The organism is Pseudomonas sp. R2-7-07, from assembly GCF_003852355.1.
GTDB lineage: Bacteria > Pseudomonadota > Gammaproteobacteria > Pseudomonadales > Pseudomonadaceae > Aquipseudomonas.
Window position 1 is genome coordinate 2,767,143 of record NZ_CP027759.1, and the last position, 24,238, is coordinate 2,791,380.

19 protein-coding genes are annotated in these 24,238 nt (G+C 60.6%); 6 read left to right on the top strand and 13 right to left on the bottom strand.

Going from position 1 to position 24,238, the window contains the following annotated elements; translation table 11 throughout:
• Positions 1-195: 195 nt before the first annotated feature.
• Positions 196-582: a TIGR03067 domain-containing protein gene (locus C4J86_RS12565; RefSeq protein WP_124362739.1), complete on the bottom strand. Its 387-nt coding sequence runs from the start codon at positions 580-582 to the stop codon at positions 196-198.
• A gap of 332 nt (positions 583-914) precedes the next feature.
• On the opposite strand from C4J86_RS12565, the gene C4J86_RS12570 reads away from it, so the two are divergent.
• Together C4J86_RS12570 and lpxO are read left to right on the top strand one after the other, a co-directional pair.
• On the top strand, positions 915-2,252 hold the full coding sequence (locus C4J86_RS12570) for a Wzz/FepE/Etk N-terminal domain-containing protein (RefSeq protein WP_124366938.1): 1,338 nt from the start codon (positions 915-917) through the stop codon (positions 2,250-2,252).
• Positions 2,253-2,519: 267 nt separating this feature from the next.
• A complete protein-coding gene (gene lpxO, locus C4J86_RS12575; RefSeq protein WP_124370617.1) occupies positions 2,520-3,419 on the top strand; it encodes a lipid A hydroxylase LpxO in 900 nt (299 codons plus the stop codon).
• 19 nt (positions 3,420-3,438) lie between these two features.
• Here the strand turns inward: lpxO and ligD are convergent, their stop codons facing one another.
• The gene (gene ligD / locus C4J86_RS12580) at positions 3,439-5,970 is read right to left on the bottom strand and encodes a DNA ligase D (RefSeq protein WP_124370618.1); all 2,532 of its coding nucleotides are present in this window, start codon (positions 5,968-5,970) and stop codon (positions 3,439-3,441) included.
• Positions 5,971-5,994: 24 nt separating this feature from the next.
• The gene (locus C4J86_RS12585; protein WP_124362743.1) at positions 5,995-6,834 is read right to left on the bottom strand and encodes a Ku protein; all 840 of its coding nucleotides are present in this window, start codon (positions 6,832-6,834) and stop codon (positions 5,995-5,997) included.
• A gap of 186 nt (positions 6,835-7,020) precedes the next feature.
• Here C4J86_RS12585 and C4J86_RS12590 point away from each other — a divergent pair, with 186 nt between their 5' ends.
• Positions 7,021-7,347: a hypothetical protein gene (locus C4J86_RS12590; RefSeq protein WP_124370619.1), complete on the top strand. Its 327-nt coding sequence runs from the start codon at positions 7,021-7,023 to the stop codon at positions 7,345-7,347.
• 11 nt (positions 7,348-7,358) lie between these two features.
• Positions 7,359-8,516 (top strand): PQQ-dependent sugar dehydrogenase, encoded by a 1,158-nt coding sequence (locus tag C4J86_RS12595; RefSeq protein WP_124370620.1) that lies wholly within the window; start codon positions 7,359-7,361, stop codon positions 8,514-8,516.
• Between the two features lie 132 nt (positions 8,517-8,648).
• Here C4J86_RS12595 and C4J86_RS12600 read toward each other — a convergent pair whose 3' ends face one another.
• Positions 8,649-9,128 (bottom strand): nuclear transport factor 2 family protein, encoded by a 480-nt coding sequence (locus tag C4J86_RS12600; protein WP_124370621.1) that lies wholly within the window; start codon positions 9,126-9,128, stop codon positions 8,649-8,651.
• A gap of 42 nt (positions 9,129-9,170) precedes the next feature.
• On the bottom strand, positions 9,171-9,734 hold the full coding sequence (locus C4J86_RS12605; protein WP_124370622.1) for a TetR/AcrR family transcriptional regulator: 564 nt from the start codon (positions 9,732-9,734) through the stop codon (positions 9,171-9,173).
• A 125-nt stretch (positions 9,735-9,859) separates the two neighbouring features.
• Here C4J86_RS12605 and pssA point away from each other — a divergent pair, with 125 nt between their 5' ends.
• On the top strand, positions 9,860-11,203 hold the full coding sequence (gene pssA / locus C4J86_RS12610) for a CDP-diacylglycerol--serine O-phosphatidyltransferase (protein WP_124370623.1): 1,344 nt from the start codon (positions 9,860-9,862) through the stop codon (positions 11,201-11,203).
• Positions 11,204-11,267: 64 nt separating this feature from the next.
• On the opposite strand, the gene efeO (C4J86_RS12615) is transcribed toward pssA, so the two are convergent.
• Genes efeO (C4J86_RS12615) through efeU form a run of 4 tightly spaced genes read right to left on the bottom strand, consistent with a single transcriptional unit; the run spans position 11,268 to position 15,489 of the window.
• Complete coding sequence (gene efeO, locus C4J86_RS12615) at positions 11,268-12,086, bottom strand: iron uptake system protein EfeO (RefSeq protein ID WP_124370624.1); 819 nt, start codon at positions 12,084-12,086, stop codon at positions 11,268-11,270.
• A 26-nt stretch (positions 12,087-12,112) separates the two neighbouring features.
• Positions 12,113-13,417 (bottom strand): iron uptake transporter deferrochelatase/peroxidase subunit, encoded by a 1,305-nt coding sequence (efeB, locus tag C4J86_RS12620; protein WP_124370625.1) that lies wholly within the window; start codon positions 13,415-13,417, stop codon positions 12,113-12,115.
• Between the two features lie 13 nt (positions 13,418-13,430).
• Entirely contained in the window at positions 13,431-14,633 is a 1,203-nt protein-coding gene (efeO, locus tag C4J86_RS12625) for an iron uptake system protein EfeO (RefSeq protein WP_124370626.1), read from the bottom strand.
• 10 nt (positions 14,634-14,643) lie between these two features.
• Positions 14,644-15,489 (bottom strand): iron uptake transporter permease EfeU, encoded by an 846-nt coding sequence (efeU, locus tag C4J86_RS12630; RefSeq protein WP_124370627.1) that lies wholly within the window; start codon positions 15,487-15,489, stop codon positions 14,644-14,646.
• Positions 15,490-15,657: 168 nt separating this feature from the next.
• On the opposite strand from efeU, the gene C4J86_RS12635 reads away from it, so the two are divergent.
• Positions 15,658-16,674 carry an AraC family transcriptional regulator gene (locus C4J86_RS12635; protein WP_124370628.1) on the top strand — a complete coding sequence of 339 codons (1,017 nt, stop codon included), beginning with the start codon at positions 15,658-15,660 and terminating at the stop codon, positions 16,672-16,674.
• Positions 16,675-17,503: 829 nt separating this feature from the next.
• On the opposite strand, the gene C4J86_RS12640 is transcribed toward C4J86_RS12635, so the two are convergent.
• From C4J86_RS12640 to mexE, 4 genes are all read right to left on the bottom strand, one after another.
• The gene (locus C4J86_RS12640) at positions 17,504-18,028 is read right to left on the bottom strand and encodes a hypothetical protein (RefSeq protein ID WP_124370629.1); all 525 of its coding nucleotides are present in this window, start codon (positions 18,026-18,028) and stop codon (positions 17,504-17,506) included.
• 218 nt (positions 18,029-18,246) lie between these two features.
• Positions 18,247-19,662, bottom strand: a complete 1,416-nt coding sequence (locus C4J86_RS12645; protein WP_124362754.1) for an efflux transporter outer membrane subunit — start codon at positions 19,660-19,662, stop codon at positions 18,247-18,249.
• Positions 19,659-22,838 carry an efflux RND transporter permease subunit gene (locus tag C4J86_RS12650; RefSeq protein ID WP_124370630.1) on the bottom strand — a complete coding sequence of 1,060 codons (3,180 nt, stop codon included), beginning with the start codon at positions 22,836-22,838 and terminating at the stop codon, positions 19,659-19,661. The genes C4J86_RS12645 and C4J86_RS12650 overlap by 4 nt, the downstream gene beginning before the upstream one ends.
• A 15-nt stretch (positions 22,839-22,853) precedes the next feature.
• Complete coding sequence (gene mexE, locus C4J86_RS12655; RefSeq protein ID WP_124362756.1) at positions 22,854-24,095, bottom strand: multidrug efflux RND transporter periplasmic adaptor subunit MexE; 1,242 nt, start codon at positions 24,093-24,095, stop codon at positions 22,854-22,856.
• Positions 24,096-24,238 lie beyond the last annotated feature (143 nt).

A 24,238-nucleotide genomic window follows, 5' to 3' on the forward strand; every position in this document is an offset into this window, starting at 1 on the left:
GACACGCGTTGGGCTAGTGACCTGCGCGCCTGGCGATAAGTTTCGCGCTGGCCCAGGGCATTTTTCTGCGCGCAAAAAAAAGCCCGCACATAACGGCGGGCCAAGGGAATCACTGGAGTAGGTAGGCTTCACCCTATAGGCCTGAAAGTGAAGGCCTTGTGAAAATGCGGTGATCAAAGCGGATAAGAGCGCCGTTCATGCCCGGCGTACGAAGGTGCGCATGGTTTGCCCCGGGCCGGTGCTGAATACGGTGGGCCGGGGCATGCCTTCATCGGCAGCGATAAATACAAAATGATCACCTTCGAGCCGGTAGCTGGCCGGTAGCGACTTGCCGGCGTCCGCGCCGATGGCGTCCACCCAGGTAATGCTCTTGGGCGTGGTGTCGGCGTCCAGGACAAAACGCCCCGCCAGCAAGAGGTCGCCCTCGACCGTGACGACTTCAAACGTGTCCCCGCTGATCCTGGTGATGGCACCTGGCGCGCTATGTGCATCGGCAGGATTGAGTACGCCATTGTCTTCCAGGGCGGTTTGCTCCCAGGCACCTTGCAGGGCGTGGTAATCCGTGACTGAAGGGGATGACATGCAACTTCCTTTTGCTGAAGGGGGGAGGGGGATTGTATCCGCACAGGACCAGTGCTTTCAGGTGGCAGGATTTTTCTTTATAGGACAGCTATTTGACAGCATTTTCATGTTGTATTAGCTACGCTTGTAGCGTGATTAATCCCACATCAAAATATCTTTCTGGCTACACATCGACATAAAGCAGAAATAATCCTTAAATACGCGGGATTTTTCGTCAGACTCAGTAGTCAGATTGCCATTGGTCCGCCGTGCTCAGGGCGTTGTCCCTGATTTGAAGCTTTTAGAGCTTCTTCGAGTGATGGCCTTTTAGTATTAATTAAGGTGTGCTTATTTTGAATCGTACTTCCCCGCCTGCGCCCGCTGTAGCGTCTGATGAAATTGATCTGTTTGAATTGTTTCACGCCATCTGGCGACAAAAAAAGCTGATCGTGGGGTGTACGGTTCTGGCGGGCGTTTTAGGCGCGGGGTATGCCTTCCTGGCGCCCAAGACCTACGAGGTCAGCAGCGTGCTACGGCCTGCGGCGATCAACGAGCTGGACGCGTTGAACCGCTCTGAAGTGTATAAATTGCCGCCCGCCGATGCGTTGCTCAAAGTGGGCGCGCAGTTGGACTCCTACGAGGCTCGCCTTGGGTTCTTCAAGGATCACGAGGAATTGTTCAAGGCGTTTCAGAAACCGGGGCAAACCCTGGAGCAGAGTTTTGAAGCCTTCAATCGGAACTCGGTCAATCTGATCCTGCCGGACCCGAAGAAGTCCGACTCGCTGAGCAACTACATCCGTTTGGAATTGCAGTACCCGACCGATGTTGATGGGGTGAAAATTCTCAACGGGTTTGTCGACTACGCCATTGCCGCAGAGCGTCAGCAGGTCGGCGCCGACCTCAAGGTGATCGTGAACAACCGGCTGGCTGAGCTCAAGGGCAAGATCGACGCCGCCCGAGCCAACTACGACACCGAAAAGGAATCGAAAATCGCCAAGTTGCTCGAGGCGGACCGTCTCAAGCGCGCCCAATTGCAGGACGAACTCAGCGCCCTGCGCTTGCAGATGAAAATGGAGCGGACCAACCGCCTGGCGGAATTGGCTGAAGCCATCGGCATCGCTCAGTCCATGGGGATCAGGACACCGACCACGCCATCCTCCATGGCCGACTCCGCGCGAACCGGCTCGAGCCAGGTGATGCGCACCGAAGTCAACAATCAGAAGATTCCGCTGTACTTCATGGGTACCGAGGCCCTGGAGGCCGAACGCGCCGCGCTGCAAAAGCGCACCAGCGATGACTTCACCAATCCGCGTATTGCCGAAATTGGCAAGGAGCTCCAGCTGTTGGACGCCAACCGCGAAGTTGAAGTGCTGCGCAAACGTGGCAATGAAGACATCTTCCTGCAGGACGTCGAGCCGCTTCGCGCCGAAGTCGCCAGGTTGCGTGGTTTGAACATCGACATGAGCAACCTGAAGCTGGTGACAATTGACCGTCGCGCCCAGGAGCCTCTGGCACCGATCAAACCGAAAAAAGCTCTGGTCATTGCGTTAAGCCTGGTGGGCGGGTTACTGCTCGGGCTGATGGTCGCGCTGGTCCGCCACCTCATGTTTACCCAGCGTCAGGCGGTACCGTATTCGGCATTGGAAGACAGCAGTTTTTCACGCCGTGAACGTAAGGACGATCAGCTTTAAGCCGTAGCGACGTCTCTGGCCGGCGGGTCCTGGGGGCCCGCCTGCGCAACCTCCCCAACACACTCAGTGGACAGCTTTTCACAATTCTTAGTTAACCTTTGGTTACAAAGTATGGCTAAATAACGGCCAATGGTCACACATCGGAGGGTCCTCCAGCCGGTCGTGTCGCCTGTATGTGAATTGTGATTTCAGGTGCTGCTTATCCATCCTCGGCCGTTGTGGGCACGCAGGAGCAGCCTGTTCTCTCCCTGACGTGTGACGAATCCCTTGAAACTCATCATTGTTGCTCTCTACGTTGCCTCCATCGCGTATGTACATTTGCGTGGCCGGGTGCGACACAAGTTGGGCCGCCAGCTTAGCGACCACTCGACGTTCCTGGCGCCGATCAACTGCTTCCTGTATCTGTTCTCCAAGCAACCCAGTCGCCCCTATCTGTCGCCCAGCGATTTTCCGGACCTGAGCCCGTTGCAGGCGCACTGGGAAGAGATCCGCCAGGAAGCCCAGAACCTGATGCGCGCCGGGGAGATCAAACGCTCGGAGCAATACAATGACGTGGGCTTCAACTCGTTCTTCAAGTCCGGCTGGAAGCGCTTCTATCTGAAGTGGTACGGCGACAGTCATCCTTCGGCAATGAAGCTGTGCCCGCGCACCACCGAACTGGTGCAAAGCATCGGCTCGATCAAGGCCGCGATGTTCGCCGAGCTGCCGCCGGGCTCCAAACTGGTGCGTCACCGTGACCCCTATGCGGGCTCCTACCGCTATCACCTGGGGCTGGATACCCCAAACGATCCGGGTTGCTATATCAATGTGGACGGCGAGAGCTATTACTGGCGCGACGGCGAGCCGGTGATGTTCGACGAGACCTATATCCACTACGCGGAAAACACCACGACCCACAACCGCATCATTCTGTTCTGCGACATCGAGCGGCCGATGAAATACCGCTGGGCAGCCGCGTTCAACCGCTGGTTCAGCCGCAATGTGATGGCCGCTGCGGGTTCGCCCAATGATGAAGGCGACAAGACCGGCGGCCTCAACCGCGCCTTTACCCGCTTGTACAAGATCCGGTTGCGCGGCAAAGAGCTGAAAAAGCGCAACCGTACGCGCTACTACCTGGAAAAGTGGGCGATCTTCGCTGGCCTCGCGCTGATCTTCATCCTTATCTGAGCCCCACCGGTGGCGCGGATCACTTCGGTGGCTTCGCGCCCAGCTTGTCCCACATCTTCTTGCTGATCTTCTGTCGGTTGGCATAGCCGGCCCACGGGTCGCCCTGCAAACTCTGCAAGCGTTCGTGCAGGTTGGCGACTGTCCATTGCTGGGAACTGCGCAATCCATTCAACTCTTCCCGACTGACCGGTACCGAAACCGGCAGGCCGGGCCGCGCCCGCACGGAGTAAGCGGCAACCGTACTGGCGCCCCGGGCGTTGCGCAGATAATCGATGAAGATTTTGCCCACGCGGTTTTTCGGGCCGCTGGTGGCCGTGAAGCGCTCGGGCAATTGCTGGGTCATGAATTGGGCGATCGCCTTGGCGAAGGCTTTCACGTTGTCCCAGTCATCTCGCCGGGCCAGCGGTACGATCAGGTGCAAGCCTTTGCCACCGCTGGTTTTGACGAAGGCCTGCAAGCCCAATTCATCCAGCACCGAGAGGGTCAGTTGCGCAGCTTCCAGCATGGCCTTCCAGGGCAGGGCGGGGTCCGGGTCGAGGTCGAGTACGAACAGGTCGGGGGTTTCGATCTTGTCCGTCGTGGCGCCCCAGGTGTGCAGCTCGACCGTGCCCATTTGCACGGCGCCGACCAGGGCGTCTGCAGTGTCTATTTCCATCAGGCGTGCATGGCCGGGGTCCAGGGCCTGGTCCAGTTGCTTGATGTGGGGGATCGTCATGCGTTCGATGTGCTTCTGGAAGAACTGTTCGCCTTCGATGCCCTCCGGCGCCCTGAGCAGCGACACCGGCCGGTTGCGCAGGAACGGCAGGATCCACGCGCTGGTGTCGGCGTAGAACTGTGCCAGTTGCTGCTTTTGCGTACCGCTCTGCTTGTCGATGACGCGATCAGGGTGGGTGATTTTCAGGTCCTTCACGGTTTTCACCTGCTTCTCGGTTTTTTTCGCCGCAGACGCCTTGACCGATTTGGCCGCGCGCGGCAGTTCGTGAATGATCTGCGCGGCGGGCTTGTCGGTGCGCATGCCCACAAACGCGGCCTGGCGCACCACGCCTTCACGGGTCCATTCGGCAAATTGCACCTCGCCGACCAGGCTCGGTTCGACCCAGTGCACGCCACGCGCCTGGGCGCTGGTCAACGGCTTTTGCAGTGGCGAGTCGTCGCGTTCGAGCGCGGTGAGCTTGGTGTAGATGGCTTTCAGCGATGCCTGGTCGAAGCCGGTGCCCACGCGCCCGGCGTATACCAGCTCGGCGTCGTCGTTGACCGCCAACAGCAGCGCGCCAAACCCGGTGCGCGAGCCTTGGGGGCGGGTATAACCGACAATTACGAACTCCTGGCGCAAGCGGCATTTGAGCTTGATCCAGTCGTCACTGCGCCTGGACACATAAGGGCTGCCGGCACGTTTGCCGATGACGCCTTCCAGGGCCAGGTCGCAGGCGCTTTCGAAAATGTCGTGGTGGTTGGCCGCAAACGCTTCGGAGAAGCGCAGCAGCTTGCTCTTGCTGGCGGACAGCGCGGATTTGAGCGCGGCGCGACGCGTTTCGACCGGGTCTTCGCGCTGATCGCGGCCATTCAGGAAGGGCGCGTCGAACAGGTAATAGACAATGTCGAGGCTGCGGCCGATGTCGAAGGCATTCTGCAACGCCTGGAAATCCGGCAGGCCGTCGCCGTTGAGGCTGACCACCTCGCCGTCCAGCCAGCTGTCCTTGAGCTTGAGCGCTTGCAAAGCCTTGGCCTGACGCGGCAGGCGCTCGGTCCAGTCGTGCCCGTTGCGGGTGAACAAGCGCACTTCACCTCCCTGGATGCGCGCGAGGATGCGGTAACCGTCGAACTTGATCTCGTACTGCCAGTCACCTTCGGGTGCCCGATCGACCAGGGTGGCCAGTTGCGGGGAGAACTGCTCGGGCACGGCGGTGGCCCGCTTGCGCGTGCTCGCCTTGGGAGCTGCCTTGGCTGCCGCTTTGGTTTTTGCCTGAGCCTTGGCCTTGGGCTTGCCGACCACCGCGTCGCTCAGCACGCTGGCGGGTTCGGCCTGGACGATATCGTATTCGGCAATGGGCCGTGCCTGCTGGTCATTTTCCTTGATCAGCAGCCATTGTTGCTTGTCGCCGCTGCCCTTGAGCCGGGTGCGCACCAGGGTCCAATCCCCCGAGAGTTTTTCGCCGACCAGGCTGAATTTGAGTTTGCCGGCCGCGTAGGCCTTGTGCGGGTCGTCATGGGGTTGCCAGATGCCGCGGTCCCACACGATGACATCCCCGGCGCCGTATTGGCCGGCGGGAATACTGCCCTCGAAGCCACCGTAACTCAGTGGGTGGTCTTCCACGTGGACCGCCAGGCGCTTCTGGCTCGGGTCCAGGCTCGGGCCTTTTGGCACCGCCCAGCTCAACAGCACGCCGTCGAGTTCCAGGCGAAAGTCATAGTGCAGGTTACGCGCGTCATGCTTCTGGATCACAAAGCTCAAGGCCGAGGCTTTGCGCTTGCCGGCCGGTGAGTCGCCGGCGGGTTCGGCGGTGATCCCAAAGTCGCGTTTACGGTTGTACTCGCTCAGGGGCTTTGCCATGTCGTTCTCCAGCCAATGGCAGGCTCAAGAGGCCTTTTTGTTGGACTTCTTCGCAGCGGGTTTTTTCGCCGCAGGTTTGCCCGCAAGGCTGCGCTTGAGCAGTTCCGTCAGGTCGATCACATCGGCCGATTTGCGCTCTTCGCTGCCTTCGGTCGATTCCACGTCTTCGATCTTGCCGGCCTTGGCCTTTTTCTCCACCAGCGCCATGATTTTTTCCTGGAAGCTGTCGCGGTACTCCTCGGGTTGCCAGTCGGCGCTCATGTCTTCCACCAGGCGCTTGGCCATGTCCAGCTCGCCCTTGGCCAGGGTGGGTTTGGTCACATCGCTGCCCAGCTCCAGCTCATCCAGGCTGCGCACCTCGGCGGGCCAGCGCAGCATGACCAGCACCAGGGCCGACTCCAGCGGCATCAATGCGGCAAGGTGCTGCTTGGTATGCAACACCACATTGGCCAGGGCGACCTTGCCGGTTTTTTTCAGGGTTTCGCGCAGCAGCGCGTAGACCTTGCCGCCGCGTTTATCCGGGGCCAGGAAGTAAGGCGTATCGATGTTCTGCAGGGGGATCTGGTCGCTGGCGACAAAGGCGATGATTTCGATGGTCTGGGTCGACTTGGGGTGGGCTGAGCGGATCTCATCTTCGCTGAGCACCACGTAGCGGCCTTTTTCGTAAGCTACGCCCTTGACGATATTTTCCTTGGTGATTTCCTTGCCCGTGGCCTTGTTGATGCGCTTGTAGCCCACCGGGTCCATGCTGCGTTTGTCCAGCCAGTCAAAATCGACGCCTTGGGCAGACGTCGCCGACACCAGCGACACCGGGATGTGAACCAAACCGAAACTGATGGCGCCTTTCCAGATTGCCCGGGGCATAAGTGCATCTCCTACAAAGATAAGTCTGTGTTCTGGTGACTCGTGGGCCCGGGCAAAAGTTTCGGCGAGCGGATGCTCGGACAGATCGTGTTACACCTGATGAGCAACTATTTAATGTCGCCAGACGAACCCCTGGGGTAGCGTGTTATCGAAAGCACGTACTCCTCGGCATAGAGAGGCATCGTCATGAACCGTTATGTGCGTCATCTTGCAGCGCTGGTTGCAGTGCTGGCATCGAGCCTGGCCCTGGCTCCACTGGCCCAGGCGCAGAACCTGCCGGGTCGTTACGACTCCAACAACAGCCCTATCCACCGGGCCAACCCCAACAGCATGCAGGGCACCCAGCCCAATGCGCCGGCCGTTCGCGGCATCCAGACCGCGCCGACCCAACCTCGGCCTACCGTGGAAAACAGCGGGATCGGCAACAGTTATCCCAAACGTGACGCCGCGCCCAGTCGCCCGAACACCGAAACCAAAGCTCCCACCTATGATGCCAACGGCAATCGCCGGTAAGGATCCGTCTTATGTTTCTACGCAAAACCCTGCTAGCCGCTCTTTGCGCAACCACGCTGCTGCCAATGGCTGCGGTTCAAGCTGCCGATGCCCAACAGTTTCCCAGTGAACAAGGCAGCATCACTGCGACGCCCGTCGCCAAGGGCCTGAATCGCCCCTGGGCAGTGGCATTCCTGCCGGACAGGCAAGGTTTCCTGGTGACCGAATTGCCCGGCCAGCTGCGCTTTGTCAGCCAGGACGGCAAGCTGTCCGCGCCGTTGACCGGCGTGCCCCAGGTGTGGGCCAAGGGGCAGGGCGGTTTGCTTGATGTGGTGCTGTCGCCTGACTTCAAGCAAGACCGCATGGTCTACCTGTCGTACGCCGAAGGAGGCGGCGAGGATGGCAAGGCCGGGACCGCCGTGGGGCGAGGGCGCCTGGCCGATGACTTGAGCGGCTTGAAGGACTTCACGGTGATCCTGCGCCAGGAGCCCAAGCTGTCTACCGGCAACCACTTCGGCTCGCGCCTGGCGTTTGACCGTGACGGCTACCTGTTCGTGACCCTGGGCGAAAACAATGTGCGGCCCACCGCCCAGGACCTGGACAAGCTGCAAGGTAAAGTCGTACGCATTTATCCGGATGGTCGCGTGCCCGACGACAACCCGTTTGTTGGCCAGCCTGGGGTACGCCCCGAGATCTGGTCCTACGGCCAACGCAACCCACAGGGCCTGGCGTTGAACCCCTGGAGCGGGACGATCTGGGAAAACGAACATGGGCCACGGGGCGGTGATGAAATCAACATCATCGAACGCGGCAAGAACTACGGCTGGCCGTTGGCGACGCACGGCATCAACTATTCCCTCACGCCGATCCCCGAGGCCAAGGGCAAGACCGCCGAAGGCACCGTGGCACCGCACCATGTGTGGGAGAAGTCACCGGCGATCAGTGGTATGGCGTTCTACGACGCCGACCGTTTCAAGGCCTGGCAGCACAACCTATTTATCGGCGCGCTGGCCAGCAAGGAACTGATCCGGCTGCAGTTCGATGGCGACAAGGTCGTCCATGAAGAACGTCTGCTGGGTGATTTGAACGCGCGGATTCGCGATGTGCGGCAGGGGCCGGATGGCTATCTGTATGTGCTCACGGATGAGGATGATGGGGTGCTGTATCGAGTTGGGCTGAATCAGGACTGAGTAACAGCCGCGCGGATCGTTCCCACGCTCCCGCGTGGGAATGCAGCCCCTGACGCTCCGCGTCACCTGTGCGTATTAGGGACGCGGAGCGTCCCGGGAGGCATTCCCACGCAGAGCGTGGGAACGATCGGGCTACAGACTTAATTCGGACAACCCCGGATGAGCATCCGGACGCCGTCCCAGCGGCCAGTGGAACTTGCGTTCACTTTCTTTGATCGGCAAATCGTTGATGCAGGCAAAACGATTGGCCATCAGGCCGTTTTCGTCAAACTCCCAGTTTTCATTACCGTACGAACGAAACCAGTTACCGGAGTCATCGTGCCACTCATAGGCATAGCGCACGGCGATGCGGTTGCCGGTGAAGGCCCATAGTTCTTTGATCAGTCGGTAATCCAGCTCTTTGGCCCATTTGCGCGTGAGGAAGCCCTTGGCCTCTTCGCGGTTATGGGCGAACTCGGCGCGGTTGCGCCACTGGGTATCCAGCGTGTAAGCCAGTGACACCCGTTGTGGGTCGCGTGAGTTCCAGCCGTCTTCGGCCAGGCGCACTTTTTCAATGGCCGACTCGCGGGTAAAGGGCGGCAGCGGTGGGCGGACTTCTGGGTTAGAGGACATGGAACGGCTCCTGAAAAGTTATGAAAGTGCATCGACAGTAGTTCAAAGCCCCAATAGGGTCCGCGCCATCGCTTGCGCAGTATCGGCAGCCGTTGAATCGCCCATCACCAGGGCAACGGTAATGGCACCATCGATCAGGATCAGCAGCTGCGCGGCCTGCCGCTCCGGGTCGGGGGTGCCATGTGCTTGACACAGTTCAAGTGCGTACTCGAACAGTTTCTGTTTGTGGGCCTTGGCCAGCAGGCGTACCGGGGCTTGCGCGTTGCCGGTTTCGCCACTGGTATTGATAAAGGCGCAGCCGCGAAAATCCGCCGAGCCGAACCAGCTTTTCAGCGCGCTGAACAGCGCCAGCAGGCGCTCGCCACTGCCCTCACTGCGCTCCACTTCGGTGCGCAACCAGTGCATCCAGCGTTCGTCGCGGCGCTGCAGGGCGGCAATCACCAGCTCATCCTTGTTGCTGAAGTAGCGATAAATGCTTTTTCTCGAGACGCCGGCGGTTTTCACCAGCAAGTCCATGCCGGTGGCGGCGATGCCGTGGCGATAAATCAACTTCTCGGTGACGTCGAGAATAATGTCGCGGGTTTCATTAAGAATCATATCGTTCATGCCTCAGACAGTAGAACGATCGTTCTTCTCGGTCAATGGGCATTTTTCCCTGTGCGGCGACGAGACCTGAGCACCCCCATGGTGTAAGCTTTGGGCCTCTTCGGATTCGACCCATTGCGAGCCTTATGCCGTCGTTCTTCAAACGCTCCCTGTTGCCTAAACTGCGCGGTTTCCCGCTGTCCACCGATGCCATCGAGGTGCTGCCCAGCGCCGATGCCTATCGGCGTTGCCTGCTGGAAAAAATCCCCCAGGCCACCCGGCGCATCTACATCGTTGCGTTGTACTTGCAGCAGGATGAGGCGGGGCAGGAGATCTACGACGCACTGCACGCCGCCAAAGCCGCACGGCCGGCGTTGGACATCGTCGTGGTGGTCGACTGGCTGCGCGCCCAGCGTGGCCTGATCGGCGCCGGCAAGCAGCCGGGCAATAGCGCCTGGTACCAGGCCATGACCCAGGGTCACGCCAGTGAAGTGCCGGTGTACGGCGTGCCGGTGCAAACCCGCGAGCTGTTCGGCGTGCTGCACCTCAAGGGTTTTGTGATCGACGACACGGTGCTGTACAGCGGCGCCAGCCTGAACAACGTGTACTTGCACAAATTCGACAAGTACCGCTTCGACCGTTATCACCTGATCCACAGCCAGGCCCTGGCCGACTCCATGCAGCACCTGGTGGAACATGGCCTGGTCGCGTCCAAGGCGGTGCATCGCCTCGACCTGCCCAACCCGCCCACCACCCGCAGTCTGCGCAACGACATCGGTGACCTGCGCAGCCGCCTCAAGCATGCGGCGTATGACACCAGCGCCGGGCAGTTGCCCAATGGGCATTTGCAGGTCAGCCCGTTACTCGGTGTCGGCAAAAACAACCCGCTCAGCCGGGTGATCCTCGAGCTGATCGCCAGCGCCCAGCAGCAACTGACTATCTGCACGCCGTACTTCAACCTGCCGCTGCCGGTGACGCGCGAGATCAACCGGGCCCTGGCGCGCGGGGTGAAGATCGACATCATCGTCGGCGACAAGACCGCCAACGACTTCTACATTCCGCCCAGCGAACCCTTCAAGGTGATCGCGGCGTTGCCGTATCTGTATGAAATCAGCCTGCGCCGCTTTGCCAAGCGCCATCAGCCGATGATCGACAGCGGCCAGTTGAACCTGCACCTGTGGCACGACGGTGACAACAGCTACCACCTCAAAGGCCTGTGGGTCGACGAGCGCTACACCCTGCTGACCGGCAATAACCTCAACCCCAGGGCTTTCCGGCTCGACCTGGAAAACGCCTTGCTGATCGACGACCCCCAGGGCCAGTGGTTGGCACCGCGTGCGCAAGAGCTTGCGCATATTTTCCAACACACCACGCGCATCGCCGGCTACCAACAACTGCAGACGCTGGTGGATTACCCGGTGGCGGTGGGCAAGTTCCTGCGCCGGGTCAGCCGGGTGCGCATCGAGCGGTTGCTCTACCGGATTCTGTAAAAACACCTGGCAAAAAAACACCCAGGCTCCGAACGGGGCCTGGGTGTTTTTTTTGCGCGGGGGCTTAGTTCAGGCCCAATTTACCGCGCAGCATCGACAGGTCTTCAGCCAAGGTATTGACCGGACCCACCAAGGCCTTGCGGTCGTTATCCTTGACCTTGTCGTAGGTCTGAAAACCGCCGTCCGGGGTCTTGTACTTGGCCAGGATTTTGTCCACGGTGGCAAAGTTCTTGTCGACCTTGGCCAGGAACGCCTTGTCTTGTTTCTCGATCTGGCCACGGAACAGGTCAACGATTTTCTTCGCGCCGTCGATGTTGCCTTGGAAGTCGTACAGGTCGGTATGGCTGTAGCGGTCTTCCTCGCCGGAAATCTTGGTGGCGGCGACTTCTTCGAGCAGCGCTGCGGCGCCGCCGACAACTTTTTCCGGTGGGAAGGTCAGGCCGTCGACCCGGGTTTTCAGGTCCAGCACGTCGCTGTTGAGCTTGTCGGCGAGGGCGTCGAGGCCTTGGGTGGTGTTTTCGGAGAACAGGCTGTATTCGATGCGGTGAAAGCCGGTGAAGTCTTCGGCCTTCACGCCTTTTTCGTGATCGTCGACCCGTGAGTCGATGGAGGCGTCGAGGTCGCTGAACAGCTCGGCGATCGGCTCGATGGATTCATAATGAACGCGGGTCGGCGCATAGAGTTTCCGGGCGGTGGGCAGGTCGCCTTTTTTCACGGCGTCGGTGAAGGCCTGGGTTTGGGTGACCAATTCACCGATCTCTTCGGTGACATAGATTTTGTAGTCCGACACCGGACCGACCAGGTCCAGCGGCGCCGTGGCGGCAAAGGCGGACAGTGGCGAAAGGGTCATCAGCAACGACAACGCGAGGGTCGACTTCTTCATGGGACGGTATCCGCTCTGAGTGTGTTTTAGGTGGAGGCAGTGGTTTGAGGGTGCGTTGCCGCAAGCAGCGTGCGCCCGATGAAATCGTCGGGCCCCGTGACCCCCGGCAAGGTGAAGAAATAGCCGCCGCCGACCGGCTTGAGGTATTCCTCCAGGGGCTCGCCGTTGAGCCGGGTTTGCACGCTGATAAAGCCTTTCTCCAAGTCAGCCTGGTAACAGATGAACAACAGCCCCATGTCCAGCTGACCGTTTTTATTGACGCCGTTGGAGTAGTTGAACGGCCGCCGCAGGATCAGGTTGGCCTGGGTCTGCGGAGTGCGCGGGTTGGCCAGGCGGATATGGGCATCGAGCTTGGTCAGCTTGCCTTTCGGGTCCTTGCTGTAGTCCGGGACCTGGGATTCCTTGGTGCCATCCATCGGCGCGCCGGTGGGTTTGACGCGGCCGATGATGCTTTCCTGTTCCTGCAGTGGGGTACGGTCCCAGCGCTCGACGAAGTTGCGGATGATGCGCACCGCCTGGTAGCTGCCGTTGGCCGCCCAGGCCGGTTCGTCACTGCCTGGCTGCACCCACACGATCTGGTCCATGGCCTTGGCGTCGTTGGAATTGGGGTTGGCCGAACCATCGCGAAAACCCAGGAAGTTACGCGCACTCTGCGCCGGCTCGCCGGGTTTGGCCGGCGCCTGGGGCGGTACGCTGCCTTCCTGTTTCCAGCGCACCAGCAGCAGGTCGGGCAGGTTCTTTACGATGTCGCGCAGGGCGTGGATGTTGGTGTCCGGGGTGTTGGAGCTGAACTGCAGGCTCAGGTCGCCGTGGCACTGCGAAGGTTCCAGCGCATCGTTGGGGAAACCGACCATACGCGTCAGGCGCTTGGGCTTGGCCGCGCCGAGGCCGAAGCGTTCATCGAACAACGACTCACCGACCGAGACCGTGATGGTGAGGTTATCCGGTGTCACCACCGGGCCGAGGATGCCGGAGTCGGTGGGCGGCAGTTTCGGGTCGACTTGAGGCACGGTGCCGCCGGTCATCAGGAAGGCGATGCGCTCGTTCAAGGTGCGGAACAGGCGCTCCAGGTCTTCACGGTCACTGGCCAATACGTCGAACGCCACGAGCATGCCGCAGGCGGGACGTGGGGTGACGATGCCGCTCTGGTGCTTGCCGAAGAACGCGTGGTGGTCCTGGGTCTTGTCACTGCGTGGCGCGGTGGTGACTTGCTCGGCGGCCGCAGCCATGGCCGGGCAGGTCAGGGTGCTACCGGCAATCGCGGCGCCGGTGGCGGCCATGCCGAACAGGACACGGCGACGTTGGAGGTCAAATTGTGCTGAATCACTCATGTATGCGTTCGTCTCACTGCAGGCCGGAAAGGCCAAGGGCGGGGTCGATTCCATCGAGTACGGCGGCCAGGGCCTTGGCCTTGTCGGCGATCTGCTTGCGCTGATCGGCGTTCACGCTGTCATAGGTGGCGTAGCCCTTGTCGACCTTGAAGCCTTGGAGTTCGGCATCAAAGGCGGCGAGGGCGCTGTCGACGGTGGGGAGCAGCTCGGCGGCGGACTTGGCCAACAGCGGCCGCATCAGCGCGACGACCTTGTGAGCAACCTCCAGATTGGCGGCAAAACCGTTGAGGTCGATGTGGCTGTAGCGTTCCTCTTCACCGCTGTTGGCGCGTACATCCGCCAGGCTATTGAGGTTGCGCACCACACTGCTCACCAGTTGCTCCGGTGGCAGGGTCTGGGCCAGCAGTTGCTGCTTGAGCGCGCTGACATCGTTGGCCAACCGTTGCGCGACGGGCGCCAGGCCGTCGAGGCTGCGCTGCTGAAACAGGCTATATTCCAGGCGGTGGAAGCCGCTGAAGGCCGGGTCCTGTTCGCGCTTTTCAAAATAATCGGCGCGGGCGTTGATCGCGTTGTCCAGCTCGGCCAGGCGTTGCGATGCCGGCGCCAACCGTTGATAGGCTTCGCGGGCCGGTACATACAGGGCCTGGGCCTGGGCGAGGTCGCCGGCATCGATCGCGTGTTGCAACGCGGTGACCGCCTTCACCAGTGCAGTGCCCTGGCCGCTCAGGTAAACGCGGAACTCCGACAGCGGCCCGATAAACGCCACCATCGACGGCTTGGCCTTGGCCTGGGCCTCGGATTGCGCAGTCGGTGTGACATGCAAGGTGCCGCGGGGGTTGCTCAGCAGACCGCAGGTGATCGCGTAGTCGCCGGGCTGCAGATTGGCATTAATCATCTGGCTCAGGCCGGGGGCAATATTTTCCCGCTCTTCGACGACCAGGACGCCGTCGAGGATTTCCCATTCCACCGCGCGGTCGGAGCGGTTGATGATGCGGAAACTCGCACGCCCGGCGGGCACCGTCAGGGCGTTGGGCTCGCAAGCGTGGCCGTGGATGGTCACCGCGATCTCATTCTGGTTGGCCTGGCGCTTGCTGGCAGCCAACTGCGCGGCGTAATAGAACAGGCCACCGGCGGCGATCATCACGACCACCGAGCCGGCCACGGCCCAGCGCAGCGCGCGGGACGACGGAACCGGTTGAGGGGTTGGGTTGGACAAGAGGCGGTCCTTACTGGCTGGAGACGGAAGAAGTGGGGGTGACAGGCTTGGCCGAAGGCGACGGCAGAAAGAACATCACCAGCGCCACCACCAGGTAAATCAGATAGGCGCCGAGGGTGCTGACGGTCGGCGCTTCCTGATAACCGAACATACCGGCAAGCACTGAGCCCAGCGGGCTGTCCATGGGCAGCGCGGCGCTGAAATCGAACAGCACGGTCTGCAGGTGATTCCACACGCCCGCTTCGTGCAAGGCTTGCACCGAGTTGGCGAGAATGCCGGCCGCCACCACGAGGATGAACAGGCCGGTCCAGCGGAAAAACGCACCGAGGTTCAGGCGCATGCTGCCGGTGTAGATCAGGAAACCGACGATGATCGCCAGGATCAGGCCGAGCAGGGCGCCGATAGGTGCACCCGGGCCCTCGCTCTGCTGGAACACGGCGAGCAGAAAGAACACCGTTTCCAACCCTTCGCGGGCCACGGCGAAGAACACCATGGCGATCAGCGCGAAGACTTGATGCCGCGAGCCGGCCAATGCGTGGTCGAGGGACGCATGCAGCGAATGTTTGATCGAGCGCGCCACCTTGCGCATCCAGAACACCATGGAACTGAGAATGCCCACCGCGACCAGTCCGACGATGCCTTCGAACAATTCCTGCTGTTTCTGCGGGAATTCGGCACTGACCAGTTCCAGCCCGCCGCCCACCAGCAGGGCCAGCGCAGCTGCGAGAAACACACCGATCCATACAGCGGGCATCCATTGACCGCGCCCGGTCTGTTGCAGGTAGCTGGCGATGATGCCGACGATCAACGCCGCTTCAATGCCTTCGCGCAGCATGATTAAAAAGGGAACAAGCATCGGGCACCAGGGCGTAACTAGATAGGAGGCTAAGTTGTAACATAATGATACTCATTGCCAAACAAGAAATATTGACCTTTGCTGAACGTGGGCTGAACGGTGGTGGCGAAGCGCAACCGCCCTTATCATGCAGGCCACCCGAACCGCAGCCGGATTGCCTAACAGCCCATGTCGGAAAAAGACACCATCTCTATCCACCTCGTGCGCGAAGCCCTGCTGCAGAGCTGTGCGCCGGGCGCGGCCACCGTCGAGGCGTTGAGCAAAGTCGGGATTGACCCTGCGCTGCTGGAACAGCCCGGTGCACGCGTGGCCGCCACCGCTTATGCGCGCTTGTGGCGTTTGCTCGCACGGCGCAGTGATGACGAGTTTTTTGGCATGGACCCGCGCAAGCTCAAATCCGGCAGCTTGGCGTTCCTCTGTCGTGCTGCTATGGCACAACCGAGCCTGGTGGCCGGCCTGGAAACCGGCCTGGATTTTCTTTCACTGATGTTTGAGCGCCTGCCTGCCCAGTTGGTGCGCCAACAAAGCCTGGCGGAAATCGTGTTGCTCGAACCGGAGCCCGAGCCCAAGCGCGCGTTCACCTATTTCACTTACTGGATGATCGTCCACGGCGTCGCCTGCTGGCTGGCGGGGCGGCGCATCCCGATCCTGGCCATCGAATTGCGCTGCGCACGGCCGGACTTTTGTGATGATTACCAAGTGATGTTTTCCGACAACCTGCGCTTTGATCGGCCACGCACCCGCATGATTTTTTCCGCCGAGTGCCTGGACCTGCCGATCAAACGAACCCCACAGGAATTGCAGCGTTTCCTCAGCCACGCGCCGGCGAATATCCTGGTCAAATACCGCGACCCGCAAAGCCTTGCCAGCCGCATCAAGCATGACCTGCGCCACATGCCCCCACACACCTGGCCGGAGACCGACGGCCTTGCGGCCACCCTGTGTATCTCCGCATCCACCCTGCGCCGCCGCCTGGCGGAAGAAGGCCAGACCTACCAGGGCCTCAAGGACAGCGTGCGCAAGGAACTGGCGATTGTGTGGCTGGCTGAACCGCAGATCAGCTTCGCCCAGATTGCCGAGCGGTTGGGGTTTGCCGATACGAGCTCGTTTTATAAGGCGTTTCGTAAGTGGAGCGGGTCGAATCCGGGGCATTATCGGAGTTTGATTCTTAACGACGCAACGTAGAACAATGATCGTTCCCACGCTCTGCGTGGGGATGCCACCCGGGACGCTCCGCGTCCGCTTTCAGCGAAAACTCAGGCACTTGCGCAATGGTGACGCGGAGCGTCACGGGATGCATTGCCACGCGGAGCGTGGGAACGATCAACGCCGCACACATAGCGCTGGTGCGGGACTAGGAAATAACTGACTAATTCCTACTCCTTGGTATGACAGAGCGGTCCTTCTTGTTTTTAGGATGTGACTGGCATACTTGGAACAACAAATCGTGCACCGTTTTAACCACGGTCTTACTTTGTGGTTATGCGCAAATTACAGATAATGGTGCGAAGCCAAAGTTGGGTAAGCCGTACGCGTTGAGTTATTAACCAACCTACGTAGGGTGAGCTTATGAGTCGTTTTATTGCATTACCTTTTGCAGCGTTGATATTGGTATCCGCTCAGGCATCTGCACTGTGCTTGAATATCTCGGAGAGTTTTAGCGGGACAGTAGAGCCGGAAACTGAAGTTACCGTACATGGGCCGTTCGTAATAACGGGTAGTAATGGATGTTCTAATGCGAATATTGAGGCAGTGATTTCAGCGGCGGGTGCGGGGAGAGCTCCCCAGATATCCATCGAGCGTGAAGTCGGCTCCTCTTGGACGAAGGTTGCGGCCAATCCTTTGTCTCCTCGGGTGTCTTGGCTGGGGCCTCTCGGTACATATAGAGTCAGGGCGCACAATCCTGATACCGGCTTGAAGGCCTTTTCCGGAACTGTCAGATACGGACGCTAGGCAGCAGTGATAGCAGTGTGTCAGAGCCCTGGCACGCTGCTACCTTCTTGTTGCTTCATTATCAGGCCCGCTCCTCCACCGACAAATCATGTTTTGACGAATTTGCGAAATACGCGAGGGCATTAATGGCACGATTGGCGTCAAACATGCCCTGTATATATTCCGGAATGCCCTGTGAGCGGCCTACGTCTGGGTTGCTTTTTACAAATGCAAGGTAGCCCTCCAGCTTTTCGTCGAACAGCGCAATTGCATTGAATTTTACATGCGTGTTCGTTTGTTTGCCGGTGGCGTCAGAGGCGCCATCTCCGGAAATGAAAATCAGGAAAGCCTGCTCATCGATTACTTTACTATCGAACAACCGCCTCCCCACCTGCTTAAGCTCATCGGTGCTGATAGACGTCATATCATACTTCTTCAAAAACTCTTTCAAATCCGCTAGCTCACCTTGCCGCCACATTCGCAGTTCGTCAACGGCGTTTGACTCTTCCGTGATTGTGAACGCATTCGTGACCTTTTCCGGGTTCTTGATGACGAACGCATCCGTCTGTTTGGAAAGTACATTAGGTATTGTCACTCTCATGTCCATGTTCGTTTCCTTATAGATGAAGGGTACGTCCCGTTATCGACCTCTTTTGAATGATATTTAAGACATTTGGAAATTTGGGAAGTGTCTGACGGATAAGGATTACCAACAGGCAAAAACTGTTTGACTCACTGATAACCGGGCAAAAAAAAGCCCCGCAACCGAATGAATCGCAGGGCTAAAAATTGGCTGGATGCGACCAACCAAAGGAGCTCTTTACATCACTTGGCGGTAGCGACCACCGTATCCGGCTGCCAGCCACCTCCCAGCGCCTTGTAGATCGCAACGATGCCGCGATACAGATCCACTTCGGCCTGGGCCTGGGAGTCTTCGGCGGCCAGGCGTTCGCGTTGGGCGTCGAGCAGGACCAGGAAGTCCACGGTGCCTTCGCGGTAGCGGATCGCGGCCAGGTCGGCGGCGGCGCGGCTGGATTCGCTTTGGCGGATCAGCGAGACCAGGCGTTGCTGACGCTTGCCGTAGTCACTGAAGGCGTTTTCAGATTCTTCCAGGGCCAACAGCACTTGCTGTTCGTAGTTCGCCAGGGCGCCATCGGCTTCGGCGTCCGCGCCGCGCAAGCGGGCGCGCACGCTGCCGAGATCGAAGGCAGCCCAGGTGATGCTCGGGCCAAGGGCCCAGGCATTGGCGGCGGACGAGCCGATCTGCGAGCCGCGCCCGGCGGTGAAGCCGAGGAAGCCGCTGAGGCTGACCCGTGGGAACAGGTCGGCCTTGGCCACGCCGATGCGTGCGGTGGCGGCCGCCAGTTTGCGCTCGGCGCTGAGGATGTCCGGGCGCCGTTGCAGCAGTTGCCCCGGGTCGCCGATCGGCAGCGCCTTGGCAATCGCCGGCAGGTCTTTCGGGCTCAGGTCCACGCTGAGTTTGTCGGGACGCTGGCCGAGGAGGGTGGCGATGCGGTTACGCTCGCGCACTTGCTCGGCCTGCAGTTGCGGCACGCTGGCTTCCACCGACGCAAGGCGCGCATCGGCGCGTTCGACGTCGAGTTGGTCGCCCACGCCGGCATCGCGCAGGCTGACGGTGATGCCGCGGGAGTCCTGCTGGTTTTTCAGGTTGTCCAGGGCAATGCGTTCACGCAGTTGCGCGCCACGCAGTTGGCCGTAGGCGTCCACCAGTTCAGCGATCATGGTGACTTGCAGCTGGTACAAGTCCGCCTCGGCGGCCTGCTGGTCGGCGTCGGTGGCTTCCAGGTTGCGCTGGATGCGACCGAACAGGTCCAGTTCCCAGGCCATGTCCAGGCCGAGGTCGTAGCGCTCGGTCTTGACGCGGCGGGTGGTCTGGCCGGGAATCTGGCCCTTGCCCTGGTCACTGCTGACGCGGCTGGTGATGGTCGGCATGGCGTCGTTGCTGGCGTCATCGCGGATCGCACGGGACGCCCGCAGACGGGCAAAGGCGACGCGCAAGTCGCGGTTGCCCTGCAGCGACTGGGTGACCAACTGGTTGAGGGTCGGGTCCTCGAACTGCTGCCACCAGATGCCTTCGAACCTGGCATGGTCATATTGCTTGGCATCGGCGGCGGCCGTGATGTTGGCCGCTTCCGGGGTCTGGGCTTTGTAGTCCGGGCCCACGGCACAGGCGCTCAGCGCCAGTACCAGCAAGCTCGGCAGGAATACTTTCACGCTCATTGCTGTGTCTCCAGCTTCAAGGCCTTGGCCGCTTTGCGTGCTTCGCTGCGCTCCACATAGCGACGGATCAGTACGTAGAACACCGGCGTCAGCAACAGACCGAAGAAGGTCACCCCGATCATCCCGGAGAACACCGCCACGCCCATGGCATGCCGCATCTCGGCACCGGCACCGCTGGACAACACCAGTGGCACCACACCCATGATGAAGGCGAACGAAGTCATCAGGATCGGCCGCAGACGCAAGCGGCAGGCTTCCAGTACCGCAGCGAGCGGGTCGAGGCCTTCCTGCTGTTTATCCTTGGCGAACTCGACGATCAGGATCGCGTTCTTGCAGGCCAGGCCCACCAGTACGATCAAGCCGATCTGGGTAAAGATGTTGTTGTCGCCGCCGGAGATGATCACCCCGGTGATGGCCGACAGCAGCGTCATCGGTACGATCAGGATCACCGCCAATGGCAGGCTCCAGCTTTCGTATTGGGCGGCCAGTACCAGGAACGCCAGCAATACGCAGAGCGGGAACACAAACAGCGCGGTGTTGCCCGAGAGGATTTGCTGATAGGTCAGGTCGGTCCACTCGTAGGTCATGCCGTTGGGCAGTTCATCCTTGAGCAGTTTTTCAATCGCGGCCTGCGCCTGGCCGGAGCTGTAGCCCGGTGCGGCGTTGCCGTTGATTTCAGCGGTGATAAAGCCGTTGTAGTGCATCACGCGGTCCGGGCCCGAGGTGTCGCTGACCTTGATGAAGGTCGCCAGCGGGATCATCTCGCCTTTGTTGTTACGCACTTTCAGCTGGCCGATCTGGTCGGAGTCCTGGCGGAACTGTTGCTCGGCCTGCACGTTGACCTGATAGGTACGCCCGAAGCGGTTGAAGTCGTTGGCGTACAACGAACCCAGGTAGACCTGCAGTGTGTCGAAGATGTCGCTGATTGCCACGCCGTGGGTCTTGGCCTTTTCACGGTCGATGGCGGCATCGACCTGCGGCACGTTGACTGTGTAGCTGGTGAACAGGCCGAACAGCTCAGGCACGCCGTGGCTTTTGGTGATGACGTTCTGCACTTCTTTGTACAGCTCGTCATAGCCGAGGTTGCCACGGTCTTCGATCTGCAGGCGGAACCCGCCGATCGTGCCCAGGCCTTGTACCGGCGGCGGCGGGAAGATCGCCATATAGGCTTCTTCGATACTGGCGTACTGGCCGTTCAGCGCACCGGCAATCGCACCCGCTGACATGCTCGCGTCTTTACGCTCGTCGAACGGCTTCAGGGTCACGAACACGATGCCGCTGTTCGGGCTGTTGGTGAAACCGTTGATCGAAAGGCCGGGGAACGCAATCGCGCTTTCCACGCCGGGTTGCTTCAAAGCGATGTCCGACATGCGTTTCATCACGCTTTCGGTACGGTCCAGGCTCGCGGCGTCGGGCAGTTGGGCGAAGGCCACCAGGTATTGCTTGTCCTGGGCCGGTACGAAACCGGTCGGCGTGTGGGCAAACCCGAAGAATGTCAGCACCATCAGGCCGGCGTACACGAACAGGGCGATACCCGTGCCGCGAATCACCCGGCGCACGGTACCGACGTAGCCATGGCTGGCCTTTTCGAAAAAGCGGTTGAAGGGACGGAACAGCCAGCCGCCGAAGATCTTGTCGAGGACCTTCGAGAAACGGTCCTTCGGTGCGTCATGGGCGCGCAGTAACACGGCCGCCAGGGCAGGGGACAGCGTCAACGAGTTGAATGCCGAGATCACCGTCGAGATGGCAATGGTCAAGGCGAACTGTTTGTAGAACTGCCCGGTCAAGCCACTGATAAAGGCGGCCGGAATGAACACCGCACACAGCACCAGCGCCGTGGCGACGATCGGGCCGGTCACTTCACGCATGGCTTTTTCGGTGGCCGGGAACGGCTCCAGGCCCAGTTCGATATTACGTTCGACGTTCTCCACCACCACGATGGCGTCGTCCACCACGATGCCGATGGCCAGTACCAAACCGAACAGCGACAAGGCATTGAGTGAGAACCCGAACAGGTGCATCACCGCAAACGTACCGATCAACGACACCGGCACCGCCACCAATGGAATGATCGAGGCGCGCCAGGTCTGCAGGAACAGGATCACCACCAGCACCACGAGGATCAGCGCTTCGAACAGGGTATGCACCACCGCTTCGATGGAGCCGCGTACAAAGATCGTAGGATCATAGGCGATGCGGTAATCCATGCCGGCCGGGAAGCCCTTTTTCAGCTCGGCCATCTTGGCGCGCACATCGTTGGAGATATCGATGGCGTTGGAGCCTGGCCGCTGGAAAATCGGAATCGCGACGGCAGGCTGGTTATCGATCAGCGAGCGCAGCGCATATTGGCTGGAGCCCAGCTCGACCCGGGCGATGTCCTTCAGGCGGGTGATTTCACCGTTGGCGCCGGCGCGAATCACAATGTTCTCGAACTCTTCCTCGGTGACGAGGCGGCCCTGGGTATTGACCGACAACTGGAAGCTGGTGTCACTCGGCGCCGGCTGGGCGCCCAGGGCACCGGCGGCCACCTGGCGGTTCTGTTCGCGGATCGCGTTGACCACATCGGTTGCGGTCAGGTTGCGCGAAGCGGTCTTGTTCGGGTCCAGCCAGACGCGCAGCGAGTAGTCGCCCATGCCGAACAACTGCACGTCGCCGACGCCGCCCAGGCGGGCCAGCTCATCCTTGATATTGAGGATCGCGTAGTTGGACAGGTACAGCATGTCGTAACGCTGATCCGGGGAGGTCAAGTGCACCACCATGGTCAGGTCGGGAGAGGCCTTGTCCACGGTGATACCGATGCGCGTTACTTCCTCAGGCAGTTTTGGCTGAGTCCGCGTCACCCGGTTTTGCACCTGCACCTGCGCGTTGTCCAGGTCGGTGCCCAGGGCGAAGGTGATGGTCAGGGTCAGCTTGCCGTCGGCGGTCGACTGCGAGGACATGTACAACATGTTCTCGACGCCGGTAATGGCTTGCTCCAGCGGAGCCGCCACGGTTTCGCCGATGACTTTAGGGTTGGCACCGGGGAAGTTGGCGCGTACCACCACGGTCGGCGGTACCACTTCCGGGTATTCGCTGATGGGCAGTTGGAACAGCGAGATTGCACCGGCGATCAGGATCAACAGCGACAGCACCGCTGCGAAGATCGGCCGCGAAATGAAGAACTTGGAAAAATTCATCTTGAGTCGTATCCCTTAACCGCGTGGAGTCGCGCTGCTGGCGAGCTTGGGCGCGGGTTTTTCCGGCGCCACTTGCTCCAGGTTGCTGGCTTCAAGCGCTTGTCGTTGTTGGGCCAAGGCGGCGAGGGTTTCCTGGCTGGCCATCGGAATGGTTTCCGGTGCGACCGGCGAACCTGGGCGTGCGCGCTGCAGGCCCTTGACGATAATGGTGTCGTCTTTGTTCAAGCCGCTGCGCACGATGCGCAGGCCTTCGATCTTCGGGCCCAGTTCGACGGCGCGATAGGCGGGCTTGTCGCCCTCCATCACCAGCACGAACTTCTTGCCCAGGTCGGTGCCCACCGCTTCGTCGTTGATCAGCACGGCGGAGTAGGTGCCGCTGCCCACCAGCTTCAAGCGCGCATACAGGCCAGGGGTGTATTCGCCCTTGCTGTTATCGAACACCGCGCGCCCACGGATGGTGCCGGTGGCCGGGTTGACCTGGTTGTCGACGAAGTTCATCTGGCCCAGGTGCGGGTTGCCGGTTTCATTCGACAGGCCCAGGTACACCGGGGTGGTCGCGCCGCGACGGCCTTGGCGAGCCAGCTCGGTGTACTTGAGGAACACACGCTCATCGGCGTCGAAGTAGGCGTAGACCTTGTCGGTGGAGACCACGCTGGTCAGCGCGGTGGTGTCGGCGGTCACCAGGTTGCCGGCGGTGATCTCGGCGCGGCTGACGCGGCCGCTGATCGGCGACGTGACGCGGGTGAAGCTCAGGTTCAACTTGGCCAGGTCCAACTGCGCCTGGATCCCGGCAACAGCGGCGCGGGCTTCCTGGGCGGCGGTGGTGCGCGAGTCGGCCAGTTCGGCGGAGATCGCATTGCTCTGGCGCAGGCGGTCGCCGCGTTGCGCTTCGTTATCGCTGCGGGTGGCGGCGGCCTTCGTTTGCGCAAGCTGGGCTTCGAGGCGGCGTACCTCGGCCTGGAACGGACGTGGATCGATCTGGAACAGCAGGTCGCCTTTCTTGACCAAAGCGCCTTCGGTGAAAGCGACTTGGTCAATCTGGCCCGACACGCGTGGACGAATCTGTACGGTTTCCGGTGCTTCCAGGCGCCCGGTGAATTCATCCCACTCGTTGACCGGCTGCTCGAGCACCTTGGCCACGCTGACTTTCGCCGCTGGCATGGCGGCCGCTTGGTCCGGGGTCTTGCCGCACGCGCTCATCACCACCACGGCCAGGATCGCCAGGGGGAAGCGCAAATGTTTGAGTGACTGTTCCATGAGGTGCATCCGCCAATGTATTGAGATGGGCGGATCATGCGCGGGGAGACGGTATGTCACGAATCGAATGAAGCAAAGGTAACTATCATTCGGAATGATATAAGCGCGGGGACAGCCCCCTAGCATGGGGGTTTCGTTAGGGT